The organism is Sphingobacterium alkalisoli (assembly GCF_005049105.1).
Taxonomy (GTDB): domain Bacteria; phylum Bacteroidota; class Bacteroidia; order Sphingobacteriales; family Sphingobacteriaceae; genus Sphingobacterium; species Sphingobacterium alkalisoli.
On sequence record NZ_SUKA01000003.1, the window covers coordinates 137,572 to 158,135 of the forward strand.

The 20,564-nt window shown below is 44.0% G+C and carries 11 protein-coding genes; 10 read left to right on the forward strand and 1 reads right to left on the reverse strand.

Annotated elements, in window-relative coordinates:
- Positions 1 to 13 precede the first annotated feature (13 nt).
- From FAZ19_RS10250 to FAZ19_RS10270, 5 genes are all read left to right on the forward strand, one after another.
- Positions 14 to 1,042 carry a FecR family protein gene (locus FAZ19_RS10250; RefSeq protein ID WP_136820639.1) on the forward strand — a complete coding sequence of 343 codons (1,029 nt, stop codon included), beginning with the start codon at positions 14 to 16 and terminating at the stop codon, positions 1,040 to 1,042.
- A gap of 181 nt (positions 1,043 to 1,223) precedes the next feature.
- Positions 1,224 to 4,478, forward strand: a complete 3,255-nt coding sequence (locus FAZ19_RS10255) for a SusC/RagA family TonB-linked outer membrane protein (protein WP_229707522.1) — start codon at positions 1,224 to 1,226, stop codon at positions 4,476 to 4,478.
- Between the two features lie 12 nt (positions 4,479 to 4,490).
- The gene (locus FAZ19_RS10260; protein WP_136820641.1) at positions 4,491 to 5,927 is read left to right on the forward strand and encodes a RagB/SusD family nutrient uptake outer membrane protein; all 1,437 of its coding nucleotides are present in this window, start codon (positions 4,491 to 4,493) and stop codon (positions 5,925 to 5,927) included.
- Between the two features lie 170 nt (positions 5,928 to 6,097).
- On the forward strand, positions 6,098 to 7,543 hold the full coding sequence (locus FAZ19_RS10265) for a TlpA family protein disulfide reductase (RefSeq protein ID WP_136820642.1): 1,446 nt from the start codon (positions 6,098 to 6,100) through the stop codon (positions 7,541 to 7,543).
- Positions 7,544 to 7,862: 319 nt separating this feature from the next.
- On the forward strand, positions 7,863 to 8,477 hold the full coding sequence (locus FAZ19_RS10270) for a class I SAM-dependent methyltransferase (RefSeq protein WP_136820643.1): 615 nt from the start codon (positions 7,863 to 7,865) through the stop codon (positions 8,475 to 8,477).
- 77 nt (positions 8,478 to 8,554) lie between these two features.
- Here FAZ19_RS10270 and FAZ19_RS10275 read toward each other — a convergent pair whose 3' ends face one another.
- Complete coding sequence (locus FAZ19_RS10275) at positions 8,555 to 11,371, reverse strand: substrate-binding domain-containing protein (protein ID WP_136820644.1); 2,817 nt, start codon at positions 11,369 to 11,371, stop codon at positions 8,555 to 8,557.
- A gap of 237 nt (positions 11,372 to 11,608) precedes the next feature.
- Here FAZ19_RS10275 and FAZ19_RS10280 point away from each other — a divergent pair, with 237 nt between their 5' ends.
- From FAZ19_RS10280 to FAZ19_RS10300, 5 genes are all read left to right on the forward strand, one after another.
- Positions 11,609 to 12,931, forward strand: a complete 1,323-nt coding sequence (locus FAZ19_RS10280) for a sugar porter family MFS transporter (RefSeq protein ID WP_136820645.1) — start codon at positions 11,609 to 11,611, stop codon at positions 12,929 to 12,931.
- A gap of 54 nt (positions 12,932 to 12,985) precedes the next feature.
- Complete coding sequence (locus FAZ19_RS10285; RefSeq protein ID WP_136820646.1) at positions 12,986 to 13,936, forward strand: carbohydrate kinase family protein; 951 nt, start codon at positions 12,986 to 12,988, stop codon at positions 13,934 to 13,936.
- 79 nt (positions 13,937 to 14,015) lie between these two features.
- The gene (locus FAZ19_RS10290) at positions 14,016 to 17,108 is read left to right on the forward strand and encodes a SusC/RagA family TonB-linked outer membrane protein (RefSeq protein ID WP_136820647.1); all 3,093 of its coding nucleotides are present in this window, start codon (positions 14,016 to 14,018) and stop codon (positions 17,106 to 17,108) included.
- Positions 17,109 to 17,120: 12 nt separating this feature from the next.
- Positions 17,121 to 18,845 carry a RagB/SusD family nutrient uptake outer membrane protein gene (locus FAZ19_RS10295; protein WP_136820648.1) on the forward strand — a complete coding sequence of 575 codons (1,725 nt, stop codon included), beginning with the start codon at positions 17,121 to 17,123 and terminating at the stop codon, positions 18,843 to 18,845.
- 19 nt (positions 18,846 to 18,864) lie between these two features.
- A complete protein-coding gene (locus FAZ19_RS10300) occupies positions 18,865 to 20,538 on the forward strand; it encodes a glycoside hydrolase family 32 protein (protein ID WP_169305630.1) in 1,674 nt (557 codons plus the stop codon).
- Positions 20,539 to 20,564: the final 26 nt, after the last annotated feature.

Sequence of the window (20,564 nt, forward strand, 5' to 3'; positions counted from 1 at the left end):
TATAGATTGCAAGATGAAAGAACGAGTTAACTATTTACTGAAACAGTATTTTTACAACAGGGCAAACCGTCAGGAGCTGGACGAACTATTCGCTATTATTCGATCGGCCGAGTATGATGACGATATCGCACTATTGATTAAAGAACTGTATGAACAACTCAAACGTGACGATCCATCACTAACGTATATTGATGATATGGGAAAGCTCTGGGAGTCGCCCCACGCTGCGGATCTACCTCAAACTTTTACGGAGAAGGAAATTTCATTACCTCGCCATCGTTCCACTAAATCGAAAACGTATCTCAGCGTGGCGGCCTGTGCATTGCTGCTGCTCTTAGCGGGCTTGCTCTATCAGTATTGGCCGATAACGAACCGCTCGGAGGTACAGGTACAGGTTATCAAGCATGCTGCCCCAGATGAGAACAAGGTCATCCTGCTCGCCGACGGCACCAAAGTGTGGGTCAACTCTTCCTCGCAGCTGCAATATCCTCAAGAATTTAAACGTGGACAACCGCGTGAAGTGACACTGGTAGGTGAGGCTTACTTTGAAGTGGAGCATGCGGAAAACTGGCCTTTTATTGTGCATACGGGTGATGTGCAGACCAAGGTACTGGGAACAAAATTTAATGTCAAAGCCTATCCCAATATGAAGGAAATACAGGTCTCGGTGAAAACGGGAAAGGTCATGGTTTCAAAGCGAAATGAAACGTTGGCGACGTTGATCCAAAATCAAGAGGTGAACGTGCCGGTCCGCTCGACTACAACTTTCCGAACGGTGAAAGAAAAGGAGTTGAAAAGCAAAGTCGTGGGCAGTTGGACATCGGGATACCTGGAGTATGAAGATGAGCCTATTGCAGCTGTTATAGCCGATATAGAACGGTTCTACCGCGTTAAAATTCGTTTGGATAAGGCTTCTTTACGTGACGAAATCATTACCCTTTCGGTGCTCAAAGATAGCGACCCGGCCTACGTACTCGAGGTATTGGCTACATTGACAGATACAGCAATCAAGATGGAAAATAAAGAGTATGTAATTTTTTAACCTAAACAACTAAAAGACAAGATTATGAAGTGAAAATGACCAGATAGAGTACAAGAAAAATGAAAGCCATTCCGGCTGGACCCCGGAAATGGCTAAAGGATTCAATACACAGATTACGTTATACTAAATCATTACCAAAATTATGCATTTATTTCGAAAGAAGTGCAATAGGAGATTATTGATGAAAATATCCGCACTAGCAGTATTATTAACATGGTTTGCGACGATGGTCGCGGCCAATTCTTCAGCGCAGAATCTGGCTGAGATCAGGGCTTCGTTGCCCACAGAAAGTATCTCTTTACGGGAAGCTTTTAAAGCGTTGGAAAAGCAGACAAACATACGGTTTACTTATGTAAGCGGTGATGTCGTGAAATATAAACAGACACGAACGACACGGCGTAGCAACAATGTGGAGGCCATTTTGGAAGATCTATTGACGAATACCGATCTAGCGTATCGCCAGGTCGGAAAGACCGTTGTTATCAAAAAGAAAAAAAATGTTCCCGCCAGTGATGAGGCTACGGAAAAGCCTGTTGAGGGTGTAGCTCAGTCTGCACGGAGAGGAACCGTACGCAACGAAAACGGGGAGCCTGTGCGTGGGGCTACGGTACGTGTAAAAGGTACTAATATAGTCATGTCGACAGATCAGAATGGCGAATTCGTACTGAAGACCGCTGGAAGCGTACCGTTGCAGGTATCGTATCTGGGTTATCAAACGCAGGAACTAACATTTAGCGCTGATGGACAGGAGGTGCTGCTGTCGCCGGATTTTGGTAATCTGGATGCAGTAACGGTAATTGCCTACGGTACGACAAGTAAACGCGTGAGCACGGGATCGACCTCCTCTATAAGCAGCGAAGAAATTTCACGTGCGCCAGTCAATAATGCCTTGGAAGCCTTGCAGGGCCGAATTGCCGGTCTGGATATTGGCTCGGCTAACGGATTGCCGGGATCTTCGCCGAATGTGCGTCTGCGCGGATTAAATTCCATTGCAGCGGACAATTCGCCGCTATACATTGTAGATGGGGTTCCTTACTTCTCGGAGTCGTTAAACATGTTCAATGGTGATAACGGCGCACAGAGCCCGATTGCTGGGATCAATCCGAGCGATATAGAGCGGATCGATGTGCTGAAAGATGCCGATGCAACAGCAATCTATGGATCACGTGGTGCTAACGGTGTAATCTTAATTACGACGAAGAAAGGTAAAGCGGGAAGAACTGCAGTTAATTTTAACGCCTATACCGGAGCCGGAAAGGTGACCAATATGGTGGAAATGCTGTCGACTCAGGAGTATCTGGAGCTGCGCCGTGAAGCATTTGCGAATTCGGGTGAGACGCCGGAACCGACGGTGCCGGATCTATTTGAATGGGATCAAAATCTGGATCAAAACTGGCAGAAAAAATTAATGGGCGGTACTGCCAAATTAACGGAAGCAAACGCCTCTATTGGAGGCGGCTCCGAAAGCACGAGTTTCTTGCTGACGGGTACGCTGCGTAAAGAGACAACCGTACAGCCCGGAGATAACGGCTATAATAAAGGTGCTGGTATGCTGAGCGTAAACCACAATACGCCGGATGGGAAATTTTCCGTCTCGGCAACAGCAAATTATACGGCAGATTTCAACGATGCCATGGCGACAGATGTAAGCCAATATTACAACCTGCCGCCGAATATGCCAATTTACAACGAAGATGGTTCGTTCTATTGGTATAATAATACACAAAATCCCTATGCGTTTTTAGAACGTAGGCACGAGACACGTAATAAGACGTTGTTGGCAAGTGGAATAATCCGCTATAGCCCGATAACGAATCTTAATATATCGACGACGTTGGGCTACAACCACACAGGGCTCAATCAGATCCAGATGTATCCGAGTACATCGTTTAACCCACTGCAAGGTGCTGGAAGCAGCTCCTATCTGGGCAATGGATCTTACGACTCTTACAGTATCGAACCACAGGTAAGCTACTTATGGGATACCAGTTGGGGTAAGCTGGATGTATTGGCCGGAGCGACCTGGCAACAGGGAACCCGTGAGGGGACCTATTTCGTGGGTGAAGGCTTCACCTCAGATACCCAGTTGAATAATATTAATGCGGCAGTATCGGTACGATCCAATGGATTTAGGTATTCCAAATATAGATATCAAGCCGGTTTTGCACGCCTGACCTACAACTGGCTCAATAAATATATAGTGAATGGTACATTTAGAAGGGACGGCTCGTCGCGCTTTGGTCCGGATAGAAGGGTAGGTAATTTTGGTTCCGTAGGTGCCGCTTGGGTATTCTCGGAGGAAGGCTTTCTGAAGGATAAGGGTTCGTTTCTAACATTTGGAAAGCTCCGCTCCAGCTATGGGGTAACTGGAAATGACCAGATCAGTGATTATGGATTTATGGATACCTGGAGCTTCAATACGTACGCCTACGGTGGCATAGCGGGCCTTCATCCAACACGTGTCGCGAATCCGCTATACAGCTGGGAGACAACACGTAAACTGGAATTTGGTCTGGAAACGGGTTTCCTTAACAATAGGTTGACCCTAAATGTAAACCGCTATTACAATGAATCAGATAATCAGCTTATCGAACAAAAGTTATCACCTCAGACGGGTTTTTCAGGTTATAGAGCGAACCTGCCCGGCATCGTACAAAACAGGGGCTGGGAGTTTGAACTGACCTCAGTGAATATAAAAAACACGAATTTTGAATGGAATACCTCTGCCAACTTGACTATCGCAAAAAACAAACTGGTTGCTTATCCGGGGCTGGAATCGGATAATATTAATAAACAGTATTACGCGATCGGACACCCTATGGATATCGTGTACGGGTATCAATTCACTGGAGTGGATTCACAGACGGGCGTACCTCAGTTTGCAGACTTGAGCGGCGATGGGGAACTTAGCCAGGGATTGGATGATAGTTATGTAATCGGGTCTCGCTCCCCTAAGTTCTTCGGCGGTGTGAATAACACGCTGCGCTACAAAAACCTGAGTTTAAGTTTCTTGCTTCAATTTGTCAAGCAGGAGGGGGAACAGCTTAACTTCGGCTATATGGCTCCCGCGGCCTTGGGCAGCATGGTGAACTTTGACACCTCGGTACGTGATCGTTGGAGAGAAGCCAATGATGCCAGCGATGTACCTCGTGCAGGTGTAAATTCGAACGATGAGGCTTATGCGGCATACAATACTTATTATAGGCATTCGGACGCACTCTGGGGTGATGCGTCTTACATACGGCTAAAGAATGTGATGATCAACTACGATTTTACTTCTTTGTTGCCGGCGCTAAAATCGCAGCGCATTAGCCTATATGGACAGGGACAGAATTTATTCACGATCACGAATTACGATGGCTTTGATCCCGAAACTAAAGGAAGGGTGATGCCACCGTTAAAGTATTACACCGTAGGTCTTCGTTTTACGTACTAAATTTGAATAACCATGAGATTTTTTAAATATATCACTTTTCTAGCCCTTCTACCGGGCTTAAATGCCTGCGACAGTTTTCTGGATGTAGGTGTACCAAAGGATGAGATTGCTGCGGAGTTGGCATTTTCGGATAACAAGACAGCTACGGCATCGGTTACTGGGGTTTACGGGCGCATGAATCAGCTAAACTATCAGTTTGCCAATGTCTTATCTATGATCTTGCCCGCTATGCAGGCGGATGAGTTTACGTATGCCTTTGTCTCCGCCGCGTATGAGGAATATAAAAACAATGCCGTGTTACCATCAAACCAGTTTTTAAATACACTATGGACACAGCCATATGAGTATATTGCCCAGGTCAATATGTGTATAGAAGGCTTGGAAGCATCTACCGCCTTGTCGCCGGATGTCAAAAGTCAATTGCTTGGAGAAGCGAAATTTCTGCGCGCCTTCTGTTACTTCTATTTGGTCAACAACTTTGGCGGAGTGCCCTTGATCGTGGGCACGAATGTGAACGAAAATAACACAAAAGGACGCTCGCCCGAAACGGAGGTGTATGCGCAGATTATTGCCGATCTAAAAGATGCCAAAGAAAGTCTCTTTGCAGGTTATCCGCAGGGAGTGGAAGTCAACACGGCGGGAGGAGAACGCATCCGCCCGAATAAAGCAGCGGCGTCTGCCTTGTTAGCACGCGCTTATCTTTACACAAACCAGTCTGCTTTAGCAGAGGTGGAAGCGACAGCGGTAATTAATAATACGACGTATAAGCTGATGCCTACGGATGATATCGGAAAAGTATTTTTGAAAAATAGTGAGGAGGCAATCTGGCAGATCCAAGCCATCAATACGGCAAATGGTCGCAATACCTGGGAAGGTTTCCTGATCATCCCGGCTAACTTAGTGACAGGAACGCCTTTATTCCGGTTGATTCCTAACCATCTGTATGACGCCTTTGAAAGTGGTGATGCCCGAGACGAGAATTGGGTCGGTAAAATTACAACTGCCGCTGGAGTGACGCACAAGTTTCCGCACAAATATAAGGCGCGATTTGCGGTGACACCCGTAGCCGAGTATACCATGGTGCTCCGCTTGGCAGAGCAATACCTGATACGAGCGGAGGCACGTTATAACCAACAGAACTACGGAGGTGCTGAGGCGGATATAAACGCCATCCGCTCGCGGGCAGACCTCGACGGTTTGGCTTTAAACAACGACAAGGATGCCGTACGTTTGGCTCTTGAACAGGAACGTCGCGTCGAATTATTTGCCGAATGGGGGCATCGTTGGTACGATTTGCGTAGGTGGCCAAGTGTAACCGGACAGGCCGGAAAAACACGTGCTGACGATATCTTGCCGGCATTGAAGCCAAGTTGGAAAGCGGATGCCATTTATCTACCGTTGCCGGAGACTGCCGTAGCGTCCAACCCCAATCTGAACAAAGATTTTTAATAGCAGAAAGAACGTGCCTAAGTACGCTAAATCTTGGACGGTTAGGCACGTTCCTTTGCATATCGTACTCCGTGTTATAGCGGTATGTAACAAATTTCTTTTAAAAGCTAAATGAAGCGGAAGTTTGTGCATACCTATACAAATGGAGCACATCACAAAAAAACAAACGGATGAAAAGAATTTTAATACTGTGCATCACACTGCTGTTTGCCTATGCTGCTAACGCCGCGGCTGCAAAGAAAACAGTTATTTCCGGTAAGATTTTAAATTTTAAGGGAAGCACGATATCGCTCAACTATCAAGAATATGCATTACTGAGTATTTTGCAAAAGGAAGAGGTCGATGTAGACGAGCATGGCGCTTTTCGCGTCGAAATCTCCATATCCGGTCCTACACGGGCATTCTTGGTCTTTGGCTCTACGCCGGTGGAAGAAAAATTTACCTTGACCCTTGGGAATGGAGTTGATACGGCCATGACGACCAATACCAATCGTTCGGAAATGGTATACCTCTATCTGCAACCCGGCGACAAACAGGTGGTGCAGGCAACGGTCGGGGATGTACAGCAAACCCTACAGATAAGCGGACGTCATCATGCGGATAGCGAATACCTGAACCAGGAGGATTGGCAGTTCAACCGCTATGCGGATAAGCATCTGAAGAATTACTTTGGTTATGTTCAATACGATCCGACGCAGTACGGAGCTTATGTGGCCAAAAGGGAAGAAGCGCGAAATAACTTCCTACAATCATACCACAAAAAAAGTAAGTTGAGCAAGCACCTGAAGCATGTGAGCGAGTGGACAATATACGGCGATGCTATTATGGCGCAGCTATTGTACCCTTCAATGCGGGGCAGCTACCGGAAGGATGAATTTCAACCGGATCCTAGCTATTATGATTTTTTAAAGCACGTACGGGTAAATGATAGCCGCATGGATAAAGGTATTGCCTATTTCTATTTCTTGGACTATTACCTCAAAGAGGCGTTTAAGTTGTCGGCAGACCCAGGGGATCGCTTTGATTTTGCTGCGAAGAAACTTTCCGATAGATCGCTGTACGAATATTATGCATTTGCATTACGGACTAATTTCAAGAAAAAGTTGTACGAGAAATTTGATTCTTCTTGTCCGTATCCAGATCTGGCGAAAGTGGTTAAGGATAAGTACCAGCACCTGGAAGGTATGCTGGAAGGAAATCCGGCGCCTGCGATCAGTATGCAGGATACCGTAGGAGCTAAGTATACCTTCGAAAAATGGAAAGGGAAATATATCTATATTGATTTTTGGGCAACGTGGTGTGGTCCATGTATTCAGGAGATACCTTTCTTAAAGGAATTGGAACATGATTATGCGGGTAAGAATATTGTTTTTGTCAGTATGTCGATGGACCGTGTAGCGGATCGCCAAAAATGGGTAGATTTCGTACGTGATCAAAAATTGACCGGCGAGCAGGTTTGGTTGGATGCGCAAGATAATAAAGAGATTTCCAAAGCCTTCAATATCCTACAGATACCGCGGTTTGTTTTGCTGGATAAAGAAGGTAAGATAGTAGACGTCAATGCACCGCGGCCATCAGATGAACAACTAAGGTCGGTGCTGGATAAACTGGAGTAAAGTAGCTTCGCAAAATGTATAAAAAAAATCCCTCCAGACGCGTACGGCTGGAGGGAAATTAATTTAAACTACACTATGATAACCTTGTCTAAGGTACAAATTTTTTCCCCTTTATGGGAGATATTCCGGCATTTCATGTGTCTTTTTTCTGTTACATAGTTAACACAAGTAAATAGGATTATTTTATTACGACTTCATCGCAATAACTGAAGTTTTCCCTATATTTGTCATATCATAAGATCCTTAAATACCGAAAGGGTCTAACTCGGTACATTTTCAAACGCAACATGTACCATCTAAATATAGAACGCACAAAGTTATGAAAAGCAATAACAAGAAGGAGTTTTGGGAGGCCAGCTTTATCGATAAGCAGGAAATGTGGGGGTTTGAACCTGCCCATTCGGCTTTATTGGCTAAAGATTTTTTTGTTGAAAGAGCAGCGAAAAATATCCTGATTCCGGGAATAGGTTATGGACGGAATGCACAGATTTTTAGGGATAGTGGGATAGAGGTAACGGGAATCGAAATATCGAAAACAGCTATAGAATTGGCAAGCAGACACTACGGAACGGATATGACTATTTATCATGGTTCGGTAAATGACATGCCTTTTGATAGCAGGTTATATGATGGAATATTTTGCTATGGGCTGATTCATCTATTGGGTAAAGTAGAAAGAGCGCAGCTGATCCGCAACTGTTATAATCAGCTGACAGCGACGGGTGATATGGTCTTTACAGCGATCACGAAAGATGCGCGAACCTATGGACAGGGCAAATACATCAGCAAAGACCGCTTTGAAATGTTTGGTGGCGTAAGAATATTTTTTTACGATAGAGAATCCATTTATAAAGAGTTTGAGAAATATGGATTATTTGAAATAACCGAGGTAATGGAAAACTTTCCATTCTATATCATAAAGTGTCGTAAATGACACTTCCGTGCAGTGACGTTCATTTATCGACCTGCCTTCATTAAAACAAAGTATCATAATCTTTTACATCATATAACCTAAAAGGATCGCTTGATCGCTGTTTTCTTAAAGGCCGTCGGTGTTATGCCAAATTGTTTCTTAAAGGCAGCGGTAAAATAGGCGGGTGATGAAAATCCTATTTTGTCTGCTATTTCATTGATGTTTAAGCCCTCTACAATAAGATGTTTTGCCCGCTGTAACCTACGTTGTAAAAGGTAATCGTTTACACTACAATTTAACAGGTTTTTGGTTTTACGATAGAGTTGCACGCGCGACATATTGAGCTCACTTGCGATTTCTTCTACATTTAACCGCTGATCGCCAAGACGAGATTCGACGACCGTTGTCAAATGCTGGAGAAAACGCTTATCCTGTTCGGTATACCCCGATCCCGAAACAATATCCGTTGAGGTTATTACACTGGTATAGCGTTCTTTAAGGTGCTTTCGGGAAAGAATAAGATTAGCAATAACAGCCTTTAAATGTGCAACGTGAAAAGGCTTGGTAAGATAGGCATCGGCCATAAGTTCCATACCTTCAACCTTCGCTTCATCCGTATCTAATGCGCTAAGCAGCAGTACGGGTATCTGCGCCGTGTGGGGATTATTTTTGACCTGCTTCAACAATTCGAAGCCGCTTCCATCAGGAAGCATAATATCACTGATGATCAAATCGGGATAGCTTCTTTCAATTTTTGTCAATGCGTCAGCATAATTTTTAGCAAAAAGGACGTTATATTCTTTATCCAAAATCGTATTAAGGAAATGGCGAACGTCAGAATCATCCTCTATAATCAATATATTTGCTGATTTACTGGAATGGAAGGAGGCCGCCTTCTCATCGAATAATTCCGCTGTGCTGTCCGCCGCATCTTCCTTGTTTGGCTGATAGGTTGCAACTGGTTCGGATCCCATTTTTATTTCTTCATCACACAGATGGGCGCGACCCGTGGGTAAGCTTAGTGTAAACGAAGACCCCATGTCTTGCTTGCTGTCTACAGTTATTTGGCCATGGTGTAAGGCAACAATTTCTTTTACGTAAGCTAGACCGATTCCTGAACCCAAAGGACTCTGTACCCCCTGATAGAATGCATCGAAAATATGCTCGATGGCTGAAGATGGAATTCCGACGCCATTATCCACCACGTGGATGTTAAGTTGGCCGGTAAGCGAGTCTTCGTCGACAACAATCGAAATCTTTCCGCCTATGGATGTAAATTTAAACGCATTGGACAATAAATTAGAAAGTACCTGTTCCATAAGGTACTCATCGATCCAGATCTCTTTGATGATTGTTTTGTTCGTATAACTTAACGATATGCGCTGCTGTTGGCTTAAGGGTTTGAAATTGGCGAGTGTCTGTTGGATGAAAGGATCAATCTGTACGGGTGATGCTTGAAGTTTGATCGTAGCTTTGTCTATGCGATGTATATCGATCAGGTTACTAACCAAGTGCTGCAGTTTTTTCGCATTACGCCTGATGCGTGTTAATTGCTCGCTGGCTTCTCGCGACAGCTGTGTTTCTTTTTCCAATTCTTCCAAGGGAGCCAATATCAGTGTAAGTGGCGTTTTGAACTCGTGCGAAACATTGGTAAAGAAATTGGTTTTTGCTTCGGAGGCCTCTTGGATGCGTAGATTCATCTCCATAATCCGTTGCTGTTGAGAGAGGATCTCCTTGTTCTGCACTTCGAGATGCTTGTTCTTTTCCCAATTACTTTTGATCACTATAATGGAAATCCCTCCAAATACAACGGCTAATACAAGACTTGCGACCACAATATTTAGCGTTGTTTTTTGGCTTCTGTAAATTCTATTTTGCTCTACGATCAGTTCTTGGCGCTTGTCAATATCTTTTTGCTGTTCCTGTATTTTATCGGATTGTAGTGCCATGAGTCCGGCATTTTCGTTATCGATGACAAGCGTTCCTAAAATATTTTCTCGTTTATAGGGATTTTTTTCCAGGATGGCAACAGCGGTACGAATGGCTTCGGTGCCTCCGGTAGGATAAAGCATGGATGCGAAAAGCGTACCCTCGGTAATGTGTTCTAAACCGTTACCTGGTCCTGGTAAGGCATCTACACCGATGATAGGAATTTCATCGGATCCTGATTCTCGCAGGGCCTGCTTTACACCCAAGGCCATCTGGTCGTTGAAAGCGAGGATGATATCGGTCGCCAACAAGGCATCCAGATGTTTCTTGGCTTGTAGGTAAGCGCGCTGTTTTTCCCAGTCTCCCTGTAATTGGATGGAAATATGCATTAGGGGGGTGGATGCTAAATATTCTCGAAATCCTTTTTCGCGTTCTATCGAAGCGGAAGATCCCTTAAGCCCTGTCACGATACCGATATGGCCTTTGTTTTGTAAGACTTGCGCCGTGTATTGCGCTGCCAGACGACCGATCGAGGTATTATCCGCTCCTACATACGCGTTGTAAAGCCCCGACGACGTCTTTCGGTCGGTTACGACAACGGGAATGTTCATTTGGAAAACGGAATCTACAATAGGTGTGAGTGGTTCGGCCTCATTGGGCGAGACAATTAATAAATCTATATTTTCATGTAATAGTTCCCGGATCTGTTGGATCTGGTTTTGGTTATTGCCCTGGGCATCGCGGTAGACAAATTCAATGTCTGGATAAAAGGAAAGTGCTCTTTTCATTTCATCAAACATGGTCTTGCGCCAGGCATCGTCTCCTACACATTGTGAAAATGCGATAACAAACTTGCTTTGATCCTGGCGCTGCCCGCAGGAACTGATTAATAGCAATACAATTAGCCAGCAAATAGCAGAAAATTTGAACATCCCTCTCCGTGATTTGATAAGGCAATATACATTATTTTGACTTTTCTGAGGCATAAGCTTATTCTTAGTGTAATAGATACACTATTTGTGCCGGGGCAAAAGATGTAACATCATCTAAAGAAACTGTCCATATTTATGATTTACAAAAAACATTGATACGTATAAACGCCTGTTTATCAATATATATACAGGATATCTTAAAATGTTACAAATTTAATCAATTTAGGTTACTCACAATTGTACTTGGAGCGGATGTCGATACTACATTTGGAATATCAATTATAAAGTAACATGAACAATAACAAAGTTTTAGCCTGGTCATTCGTGGTGGCCTTAGGAGGTTTTCTATTCGGTTTTGATACAGCGGTCATTTCGGGTGCTGAAAAGGCGGTCCAGTTATTTTGGAGTCTCAATGAATTTGAGCATGGCCTCACGATGGCCATCGCTTTAATAGGCACGGTCGTCGGGGCAGCGCTCGGAGCCTATCCTTCAGATCGATTTGGCCGTAAAAAGACCTTATTCTTTGTTGCGGCACTATATTTTTTCTCCGCAATCGGTACGGCGATGGCACAAGATTGGAATATATTTATCTTTTTCCGGTTTCTGGGTGGTATAGGCGTCGGTGTTTCCTCCGTGACGGCACCTATTTATATTTCAGAAATTTCGCCAGCGGGATCGCGTGGAAAGCTTGTCGGCTTGTTTCAGTTTAATGTCGTACTGGGGATTCTAATCGCCTATCTATCTAACTATTTTATCGGACAAACGGGCGAGGAATCGTGGAGATGGATGTTAGGTGTGCAAGCTTTTCCGGCGCTATTGTTTTTCGTATTGATATTTTTGGTACCCGAGAGTCCACGTTGGCTTTTGCTCCAAAAGGGCAATGAGAAACAGGCACGGTTAATCATGCAGCAGATTAATAGCGAAAGCTATGAAAACGATATCGTGCAGATAAGGAATAGTCAGTTGAACACGGTTCGTGAAACGCGCCTTTTTTCGAAAACCAATCGTACGCCGGTGACATTGGCGGTTTTATTTGCCATATTCAATCAGGTATCGGGAATTAACGCTATTATTTATTATGCACCTCGTGTGTTTGAAATGGCGGGACTAGGGGCGCAAAGCTCTCTGCTGTCTTCCGTCGGGATCGGCTTGGTTAATTTTGTATTTACATTGATCGCAATCAATTTTATCGATAAGGTAGGTCGGCGTAAACTGATGCTGATTGGATCATGTGGACTTATCGCCTCGCTTTCTTTGGTGTCTCTTGCTTTCTTCTCTGGAGAGGTCGAGGGTATGACGGTCACCATCTATCTCATGTTTTATATCGCCTTTTTTGCATTTTCCCAAGGTGCTGTCATCTGGGTTTTTATTTCGGAAATATTTCCAAATGATGTACGTGCGAAAGGGCAGACATTAGGCAGTCTGACGCATTGGGTAATGGCAGCAATTATCACATTCTGTTTCCCTGCGCTGACAGAATGGCTAGGAGGCGGCTATACGTTTTTGCTGTTTGCTGGATTCATGGTTTTGCAGCTGATCTACGTGTTGCGTATGATGCCGGAAACCAAGGGAACTTCGTTGGAAAATATGGAACAAACCATCAACTTACATTAGCGGATAGGATAAAAAGTAGCGCATGCAAAGGGGTGCAATAGCAGATAACAGACTATGAAGAACGAAAAGATAGCATTAAACGGGATTTGTTTTGGCGAAATATTGTGGGATAACCTTCCGACGGGACGGCAGCTGGGAGGAGCCCCGCTCAATGTGGCCTATCATCTCAACAGGTTGGGAATACATACCGATCTGGTGACACGTATAGGTGACGACCAAGATGGCGATGACCTTGTGGCGCTCTCGCAGGAATTGGAGGTTCCGATACGATTGTTCCAGCGTGATGCTGTATATCCTACCTCGACTGTAGAAGTACATTTTAACGAAAATCGCGATGTCCAATATGAAATCGTATATCCTGTTGCCTGGGATTTTATATCTGCCGGAGAGCGAGAAAGAAAGGCGGTTCGCCATGCTGATTTCTTTGTGTTCGGAAGTCTTTCCACGCGCAACGAAGAGAGCTACAATGCACTCCGCACGCTTCTAGCTGAGGCAAACTATCGGGTGTTAGATGTTAATCTTCGGGCTCCTTTCTATGACAAAGAGCGTATTTTCGAATTGCTCCGATATGCAAACCTGGTGAAGATGAATGAGGAAGAGTTAACGCATATTGCGACTTGGTTGGGCTTGCCTGATCATCAGACCGACCAAGGTAAGGTAGAACAGATCATAGAATTTTTTGATCTAGATGAAGTGATTGTAACCTACGGCGCGGCCGGCGCCATCTATTACCATCGGATCGAAAAGTTTAGCTATCATTTTCCGGCTTTTAAAGTCGAGGTGAGAGATACGATCGGTAGCGGTGATTCATTTCTGGCGGCCTTTTTATCGCAGCGCTGCAGCAAAGACCGAAAGGTTAGTACGGAAGAAATGCTTGATTTTGCGGCAACATTGAGTGCATTTGTAACACAAAGCGCGGGCGCGTGTCCTACTTATGATGCCAGTACGATACATCGATTCCAATGGAAAAACTTTTTAAATGGAGAGGAGGTCAACTCGCGCTAATCTTAATTCCATCCAGAAAGACGGATGACAAAATAATCAATTGTAATTATAAACTAATACTAACAAAATTTATTAAACCATGAGAAGAATAGTCCTCAAACTATTGTTCTTGACATGCATGATTTCTGTCGTGTATGCTCAAGAGATCCCGTTGTCTGGAAAGGTTACAGACGAGAACGGGCTACCATTATCTTCCGTGACGGTCAGTGTGATGGGTACACAAAATGCGGTTACAAGTGATGATAATGGAAATTTTAAGGTTTTTGCGCCGAAAGGTGCAGAGCTTCGTTTTACACGGATCGGTTTGGACGATCTGCGCGTGATAGTTAAAGATGATGGATTCCTGAACATCGTCTTGAAAAACGGAGAAGAGCTGGAAGAAGTCGTAGTAACGGGTTATCAGTCGCAGCGAAAAGCAGACCTCACGGGCGCTGTTTCCGTGGTAAAAATGGATGAAATAGACGCTCCGCTAAGTGGCAACGTAATGAAAAGTCTTCAGGGGCGTGTACCGGGCGCGTTCATTTCTACCAATGGTTCTCCGGATGGATCGGCAAATGTACTGATTAGAGGAATTGGAACGTTGGGCAACAACAGTCCGTTATATATTATCGACGGTATGCCAAGTACCAAATCCATGAATGAGGTGTCGGGTCTCGATATTGAATCCATCCAAATTTTGAAAGATGCTTCCTCCGCTAGTATTTATGGATCTAGAGCTGCAAATGGTGTTATTATTATCACGACGAAAAAGGGAGGACGAAATGGTACCCGTGTCGATGCCAGAGCTTCCACTGCGATTAAAAACTATGCCAGATCGCTTGACTGGTTGGATACACAAGAGCGCGGATATGTACAATGGCGGGCAGCAAGAAATGATGGTACAAATCCAAATTTTGGTGTTTATAGCTATAACGATGAACAGACTAACACCGGTAGCTGGCTGCTAAATGAAATTATAACTCCTGAGTTTATTGACGAACAGAAGACCATGCGGGCCGCTAATACGGATTGGGTCGACGAGGTAGGTCAGACCGCGATTGTACAGAACTATAATGTAACACTGGTGTCGGGCAATGAAACGAGTAAGTCGCTATTGGCAGTGGACTATTTGGATAATCAAGGTACGGTGAAAGGCACCTACTTTGAACGCTTGTCTGGACGCTTGAATACAGATTATAGTTTGATCAACGGTATGATAACCATTGGAGAGAACTTTTCGGTCACAAAGATTAAACAGGATGTATTGGGAAGTATACTCGACAGGACTCGAAATATTCAGCCTATAGTGCCCGTGCGTACGATTGATGGAAACGGATGGGGTGGACCTGTTGCGGGAATGAGTGATAGACAGAATCCGGTACGTCTAATTGCGGACAATAAGCAAAATCATCGAAATATGGTACGGCTCTTTGGCGACATGTTTATGGAGGTTAACCTACTCAAGGGACTGAAATTCAGAACAATGTTAGGGATGGACTATTCGTTTTTGTGGGATCGAAATATGCAGAAGACCTATACATCGGGGTTCATGTCTGAAAATACAGCTACACTGAACAATTACAACAATAGATGGGGAAACTATGTTTGGAACAATACCTTGACCTACAAAATCGATCTTGATGAAAAACATCATTTTGATTTCTTGGTCGGTCAGGAGATGATCGACTACTACGCTGAAAATTTACAGGCCGGTCGTCGAAAATTTGCCTCGGAAGACCCTGATTATATGTATCTGGATGCAGGGGAAGGTGTACAGACAAATAGTGGTTCGGCGACATCGTATCGTTTGTTATCATATTTTGGTAAAGTAAACTATAATTTTGCCGACAAATACCTCGCTTCTGTCACAGCACGATATGACGGCTCATCCCGGTTTGGTGCAAATAATCAATTTGGATGGTTTCCCGCATTATCTGCCGGATGGCGTATTAGCCAAGAAGAATTTTTTAAATCAATGGATGTGCTCTCTGACTTAAAGATACGGTACGGATGGGGTAAGGTTGGGAATCAGGAGATAGGAGATTTTGCTTCTTTTGGAATGTACCAAGCCAGTTACGCTACAAACCCGACATTTGATCCGGATAACGGTACTGCCTATGATATTGGTGGAAATGGGACCGGCACGCTACCATCGGGCTACAGAAGAATCCAACAACCGAATCCCGATCTACGATGGGAATCTGCAACGCAGCACAATATGGGTATTGATTTCGGCTTTTTCAACCAGAAACTGACGGGTTCTTTTGATTATTTTCTGAAGAATACAAAAGACATATTAATTTCGCCACCGTTTATTGCAACGTTGGGAGAAGGTGGTAATAGATGGGTAAATGGCGCAGAAATGTCTAACAAGGGGTATGAAGTTTTACTATCCTATTCTTCTTCGCACAACGATTGGAGATATGGTATTACAGGAAACATCGCCGGCTATCTGAATAAAATCGTCGAACTACCGGAAGATGTAATCAACTCCTATCCCGGAAATGGTGTAGATCAAACGATTCTAGGGAGACCACTCAATTCGATGTTTGGTTATATAGCCGACGGTCTGTTTAGAAATGACGACGAGGTAGAATCACATGCGGAACAGGTCGGGAAGGGGCTAGGTCGGATCCGATATGTAGACGTCAACAATGACGGGCGGATAGGTGATGAAGATCGGACGTGGCTTGGTGTGGCAGATCCGGACTTTGTGTACGGAATCAACTTCTCCATAGGATATAAACAATGGGATTTTGGAATGTTTTGGAATGGTCTATATGGGGGATTGGTAAATAACTCAGCTAAGGGCTATACCGATTTCATCAGCTTTTTTGGTGGTGAAAATTATGGAACACGCGTATTGGATGCTTGGTCGCCTGAAAACCTGAACTCCGATATTCCGGCACTATCTTTTAATGATCTGAATGATGAAAAAAGATTTTCAAGCTATTTTGTGGAAAGTGGTTCCTATTTCAAATTGAGAACCCTCGAACTTGGCTATACGCTTTCACCTCGTACACTCAAACGAATCAAAAGCCAAGGGATAAGAGTCTATATATTAGGAGAGAACCTTGTTTCATTTAAAAAGGGATGGGGAAGTGATCGATATACTGGGGTAGATCCAGAAACACCAAACTCGGGATACCCTATACCGTTCTCGCTGACGGCAGGTATAAATGTTTCATTTTAATGCAATGTAACCATGAAAAAAATCATTCGTATAATTTTTGCTGCGCTTTTCATAAGTGGATTAGGCAGCTGCAGCGATTACCTCGATATCAATCCAAGGGGGCAGCTTGGAGAGAATCAATTGAACACGGTAGCTGGTGCCGAGAACTTGGTGATTGCAGCTTACTCCGCACTGGGTAATGATAATTTCAATAACAAAACCAACGGCCTATGGCCTTATGGTGATCTGAGAAGCGGAGATGCCTACAAAGGTGGAGCTGGAACGGGCGACATGGGCGAATGGAATCTGTATGAGACGTTCGTTTCTATGCGGGTAGATGTGGGCGGTCTAGACCAAAAGTGGTATAGGCAATACGTCGCGATTTCGAGAGTTAATAATGCATTGCGCGTTATCAATGGCTTGAGCGCAGATGAGTACCCTAATAGAGAAATCCGTATCGCGGAAATGCGCTTTCTACGTGCGCACTATATGTTTGAACTGAAAATTCTTTTCAAACATGTACCATTTGTCGATGAGAGTATTGCTCCAGAAGCGTATATTACGGTCTCTAATCGGGAGTTTACGGACGCAGAACTATGGTCTAAAATTATTGATGAGTTTAGGTTTGCGGCTTCCGTATTGCCCGAGCTAAACGAGGGGCAGATCGGTAGAGCGAACAAATATATGGCTAAAGCCTATTTGGCTAAAGCATTGCTTTATGCCGCCTATGAACAGAATGAACAACATGAAGTGATTAATATACATGCCGAAAAATTGGAAGAGGTGGTCACATTAGTAGACGAATTGGATGCGCGTTACGATCTTTCGCAGGATTTTGCTTTCAACTTCCTTTGCGAGTATGAAAATGGACCGGAATCTATTTTTGCGGTTCAGCATTCGTTGAATGATGGAACCGAATTTGGCCGACTGGACTGGAGTGCAATGCTTAATTATCCTATGAATGCGGAGTATGGGTGCTGTGGTTTCCATCAGCCTACTCAAAATTTGGTCAACGCTTTTAAAACAAGTATGGATGGATTGCCTCTGTTTGAAACGTATAACAGTAGCGATCTAGCGACCTCCGGAGCGGTCAAATCTCAGAATATTGATCCTCGGCTCTTGCATACGGTAGCTATTGTGGGACTACCGTACAAGTATAAAACTGACTTTATCTTTCAGAACAGCTGGATTCGTCAGATTGAAACATATGGAAACTATATGTCGTTAAAGGAAGTGGTACTGTATGACAACCCATGCTTTAAAAAAGTGAATCCGTTTATGAGCAGCAGTAAAAATAGGGACATTATTCGCTTTGATGATGTGCTATTATGGAAAGCAGAGGCCCTAATAGAGTTGGGCAGGCATATGCAAGCACTGCCCATTATTAACCTAATCCGAAATCGCGCTGCAGAGAGTGTGTCGCGGTTGGTAGACAATGATGGACAAGCGACGGGTAAATTTGTTGTTGAAGGATATGAAGACGGTGTCAACTGTGTGTGGAGTCAATCTTTTGCGCGCAAAGCATTGCGGTGGGAACGGCGATTGGAACTGGCGATGGAGGGCTTCCGTTTCTTTGATCTCGTTAGATGGGGAATAGCAGATACCTACGTAAATGAATACCTAGAAATAGAAAAGACAAAAAGAAATTACCTTGCTGCTTCGGTATTTAAAAGGAATAGGGACGAATATTTCCCGATCCCATTATCGCAGATAAATTTCAGTAAGAAACTTTATCAACAAAATTATGGATGGAACTAATTTAAACATACGAAATAGAATGAAAAATTTAATTTTATTGGTGTTGACCTGCTGGGGAATCACCTACATGGCTAAAGCACAACAACCTTTTGCTACAGAGTTTAAGGTAGAAAAACGATATCTGAAGATTCCGATAAAAAATGGTGCGCCTAAACGTAATGTGGATATTTATCTAAAAGGTGAAAAATTAAGATGGTTTAATGTGGAGCTCGCCGCTGCTAAGCCCGATTGGTATGCTTACCTTTACTTAGGTGATTGGAAGGGTGCAACATTAACGATTAAGGTTGATTCATTGCAGGAGCAAAGCACGGCATTTTCGCCTGTGCTACAGGATGATAATGATAGAATGGAATCGGATTATCAGGAACCTCTTCGTGCTCAATTTCACTTCTCTCCGAAGCGTGGCTGGATCAATGATCCGAATGGATTGGCCTACTATAAAGGGGAGTATCATCTCTTTTTTCAGTTTAATCCGTATGGCGTAAACTGGGGAAATATGCATTGGGGACATGCCGTTTCGAAAGATCTTGTCCACTGGACGGAACTTGATCCGGCACTATACCCTGATAATTTCGGAACCATGTTTAGTGGGGGAGGTGTAGTGGATTCTAATAACACGAGCGGACTGGGAAATAACGGACATACACCGTTGGTCTTATTTTATACCGCTGCTGAAAAGAGCTGGGAGCAGGGACTGGCCTATACGCTGGACGGACGGAAATTCAACAAATTGCCAAATACCATCGTCAATAAGATTACAGATGGCAATCGAGATCCTAAAGTAATATGGCATGAACCTACTAAACGCTGGGTGATGGTACTTTACGTAACGGAACCTGGTGATCTGCATACGATGCATTTCTTTACATCCAGAGACATGAAGTCATGGGAATTTGCTAGTAAGGTAGTGGGCGGAAAGGGGAATGATCGCTATATGCATGAATGTCCTGAATTTTTCGAGTTGGCAGTGGATGGGGATCTAAATAATAAGAAGTGGATACTAACGGGTGCAAATAGTCAGTACGCAGTAGGTACATTTGACGGGACTACATTTTTACCTGAAGAGGAGCGCTTATTTAGTCAGCATGGTAGAGATTACTACGCTGCACAAACAATTAGTAATGAACCCAAAGGGAGGCGCATTGAGATAGGATGGTGGCGTACTCATACGAATCAGGGAGAGTCTGCCTTTAATCAATCCATGAGTATCCCGATGGAGCTCAAGTTAAAGCAGACGAGCAAGGGTATGCGGCTCGTGCGTAAACCTGTTGAAGAGCTGAAGACTTTGCGGACGAAATCTACTGTGCTACGGCAGCAAAATCTGTTATCACACACCCAGAATCCCTTAAGCGGTATGCGCGCGGAGATGGCTGAAATTAAAGTAGTAATAAAACCGCAGGATACGGACTCTATTCGGGTAAAGGTACGTGGGTTAGCGATCACCTATCATACTGCTAAAGAAGAGCTGGAAATTGATAACGTGCGCGCCCATGCACCACTGATCAACGGTAAGCAGGAGCTTACTATTTTTGTGGATCGTACGGGAGTAGAGGTCTTTGCTAGCAATGGAGAAGTATTTATGCCGATAAACTATAATTTGAAACCGACTGAGCAATCCTATGAACTTAGCGTATACGGTGGGTCGGCTACAATGGAAAAGCTGGAATTTCATAAACTTAAAAGTATATGGTAATGAAGTAGGAATCTTCCAAAAAATAA

What these genes read in the sequence shown, in the direction of transcription:
- FAZ19_RS10250 (WP_136820639.1), top strand. Translation starts at nt 14, where the DNA reads ATGAAAGAACGAGTTAACTATTTACTGAAACAGTATTTTTACAACAGG.
- FAZ19_RS10255 (WP_229707522.1), top strand. Translation starts at nt 1,224, where the DNA reads ATGAAAATATCCGCACTAGCAGTATTATTAACATGGTTTGCGACGATG.
- FAZ19_RS10260 (WP_136820641.1), top strand. Translation starts at nt 4,491, where the DNA reads ATGAGATTTTTTAAATATATCACTTTTCTAGCCCTTCTACCGGGCTTA.
- FAZ19_RS10265 (WP_136820642.1), top strand. Translation starts at nt 6,098, where the DNA reads ATGAAAAGAATTTTAATACTGTGCATCACACTGCTGTTTGCCTATGCT.
- FAZ19_RS10270 (WP_136820643.1), top strand. Translation starts at nt 7,863, where the DNA reads ATGAAAAGCAATAACAAGAAGGAGTTTTGGGAGGCCAGCTTTATCGAT.
- FAZ19_RS10275 (WP_136820644.1), bottom strand. Translation starts at nt 11,371, where the DNA reads ATGCCTCAGAAAAGTCAAAATAATGTATATTGCCTTATCAAATCACGG.
- FAZ19_RS10280 (WP_136820645.1), top strand. Translation starts at nt 11,609, where the DNA reads ATGAACAATAACAAAGTTTTAGCCTGGTCATTCGTGGTGGCCTTAGGA.
- FAZ19_RS10285 (WP_136820646.1), top strand. Translation starts at nt 12,986, where the DNA reads ATGAAGAACGAAAAGATAGCATTAAACGGGATTTGTTTTGGCGAAATA.
- FAZ19_RS10290 (WP_136820647.1), top strand. Translation starts at nt 14,016, where the DNA reads ATGAGAAGAATAGTCCTCAAACTATTGTTCTTGACATGCATGATTTCT.
- FAZ19_RS10295 (WP_136820648.1), top strand. Translation starts at nt 17,121, where the DNA reads ATGAAAAAAATCATTCGTATAATTTTTGCTGCGCTTTTCATAAGTGGA.
- FAZ19_RS10300 (WP_169305630.1), top strand. Translation starts at nt 18,865, where the DNA reads ATGAAAAATTTAATTTTATTGGTGTTGACCTGCTGGGGAATCACCTAC.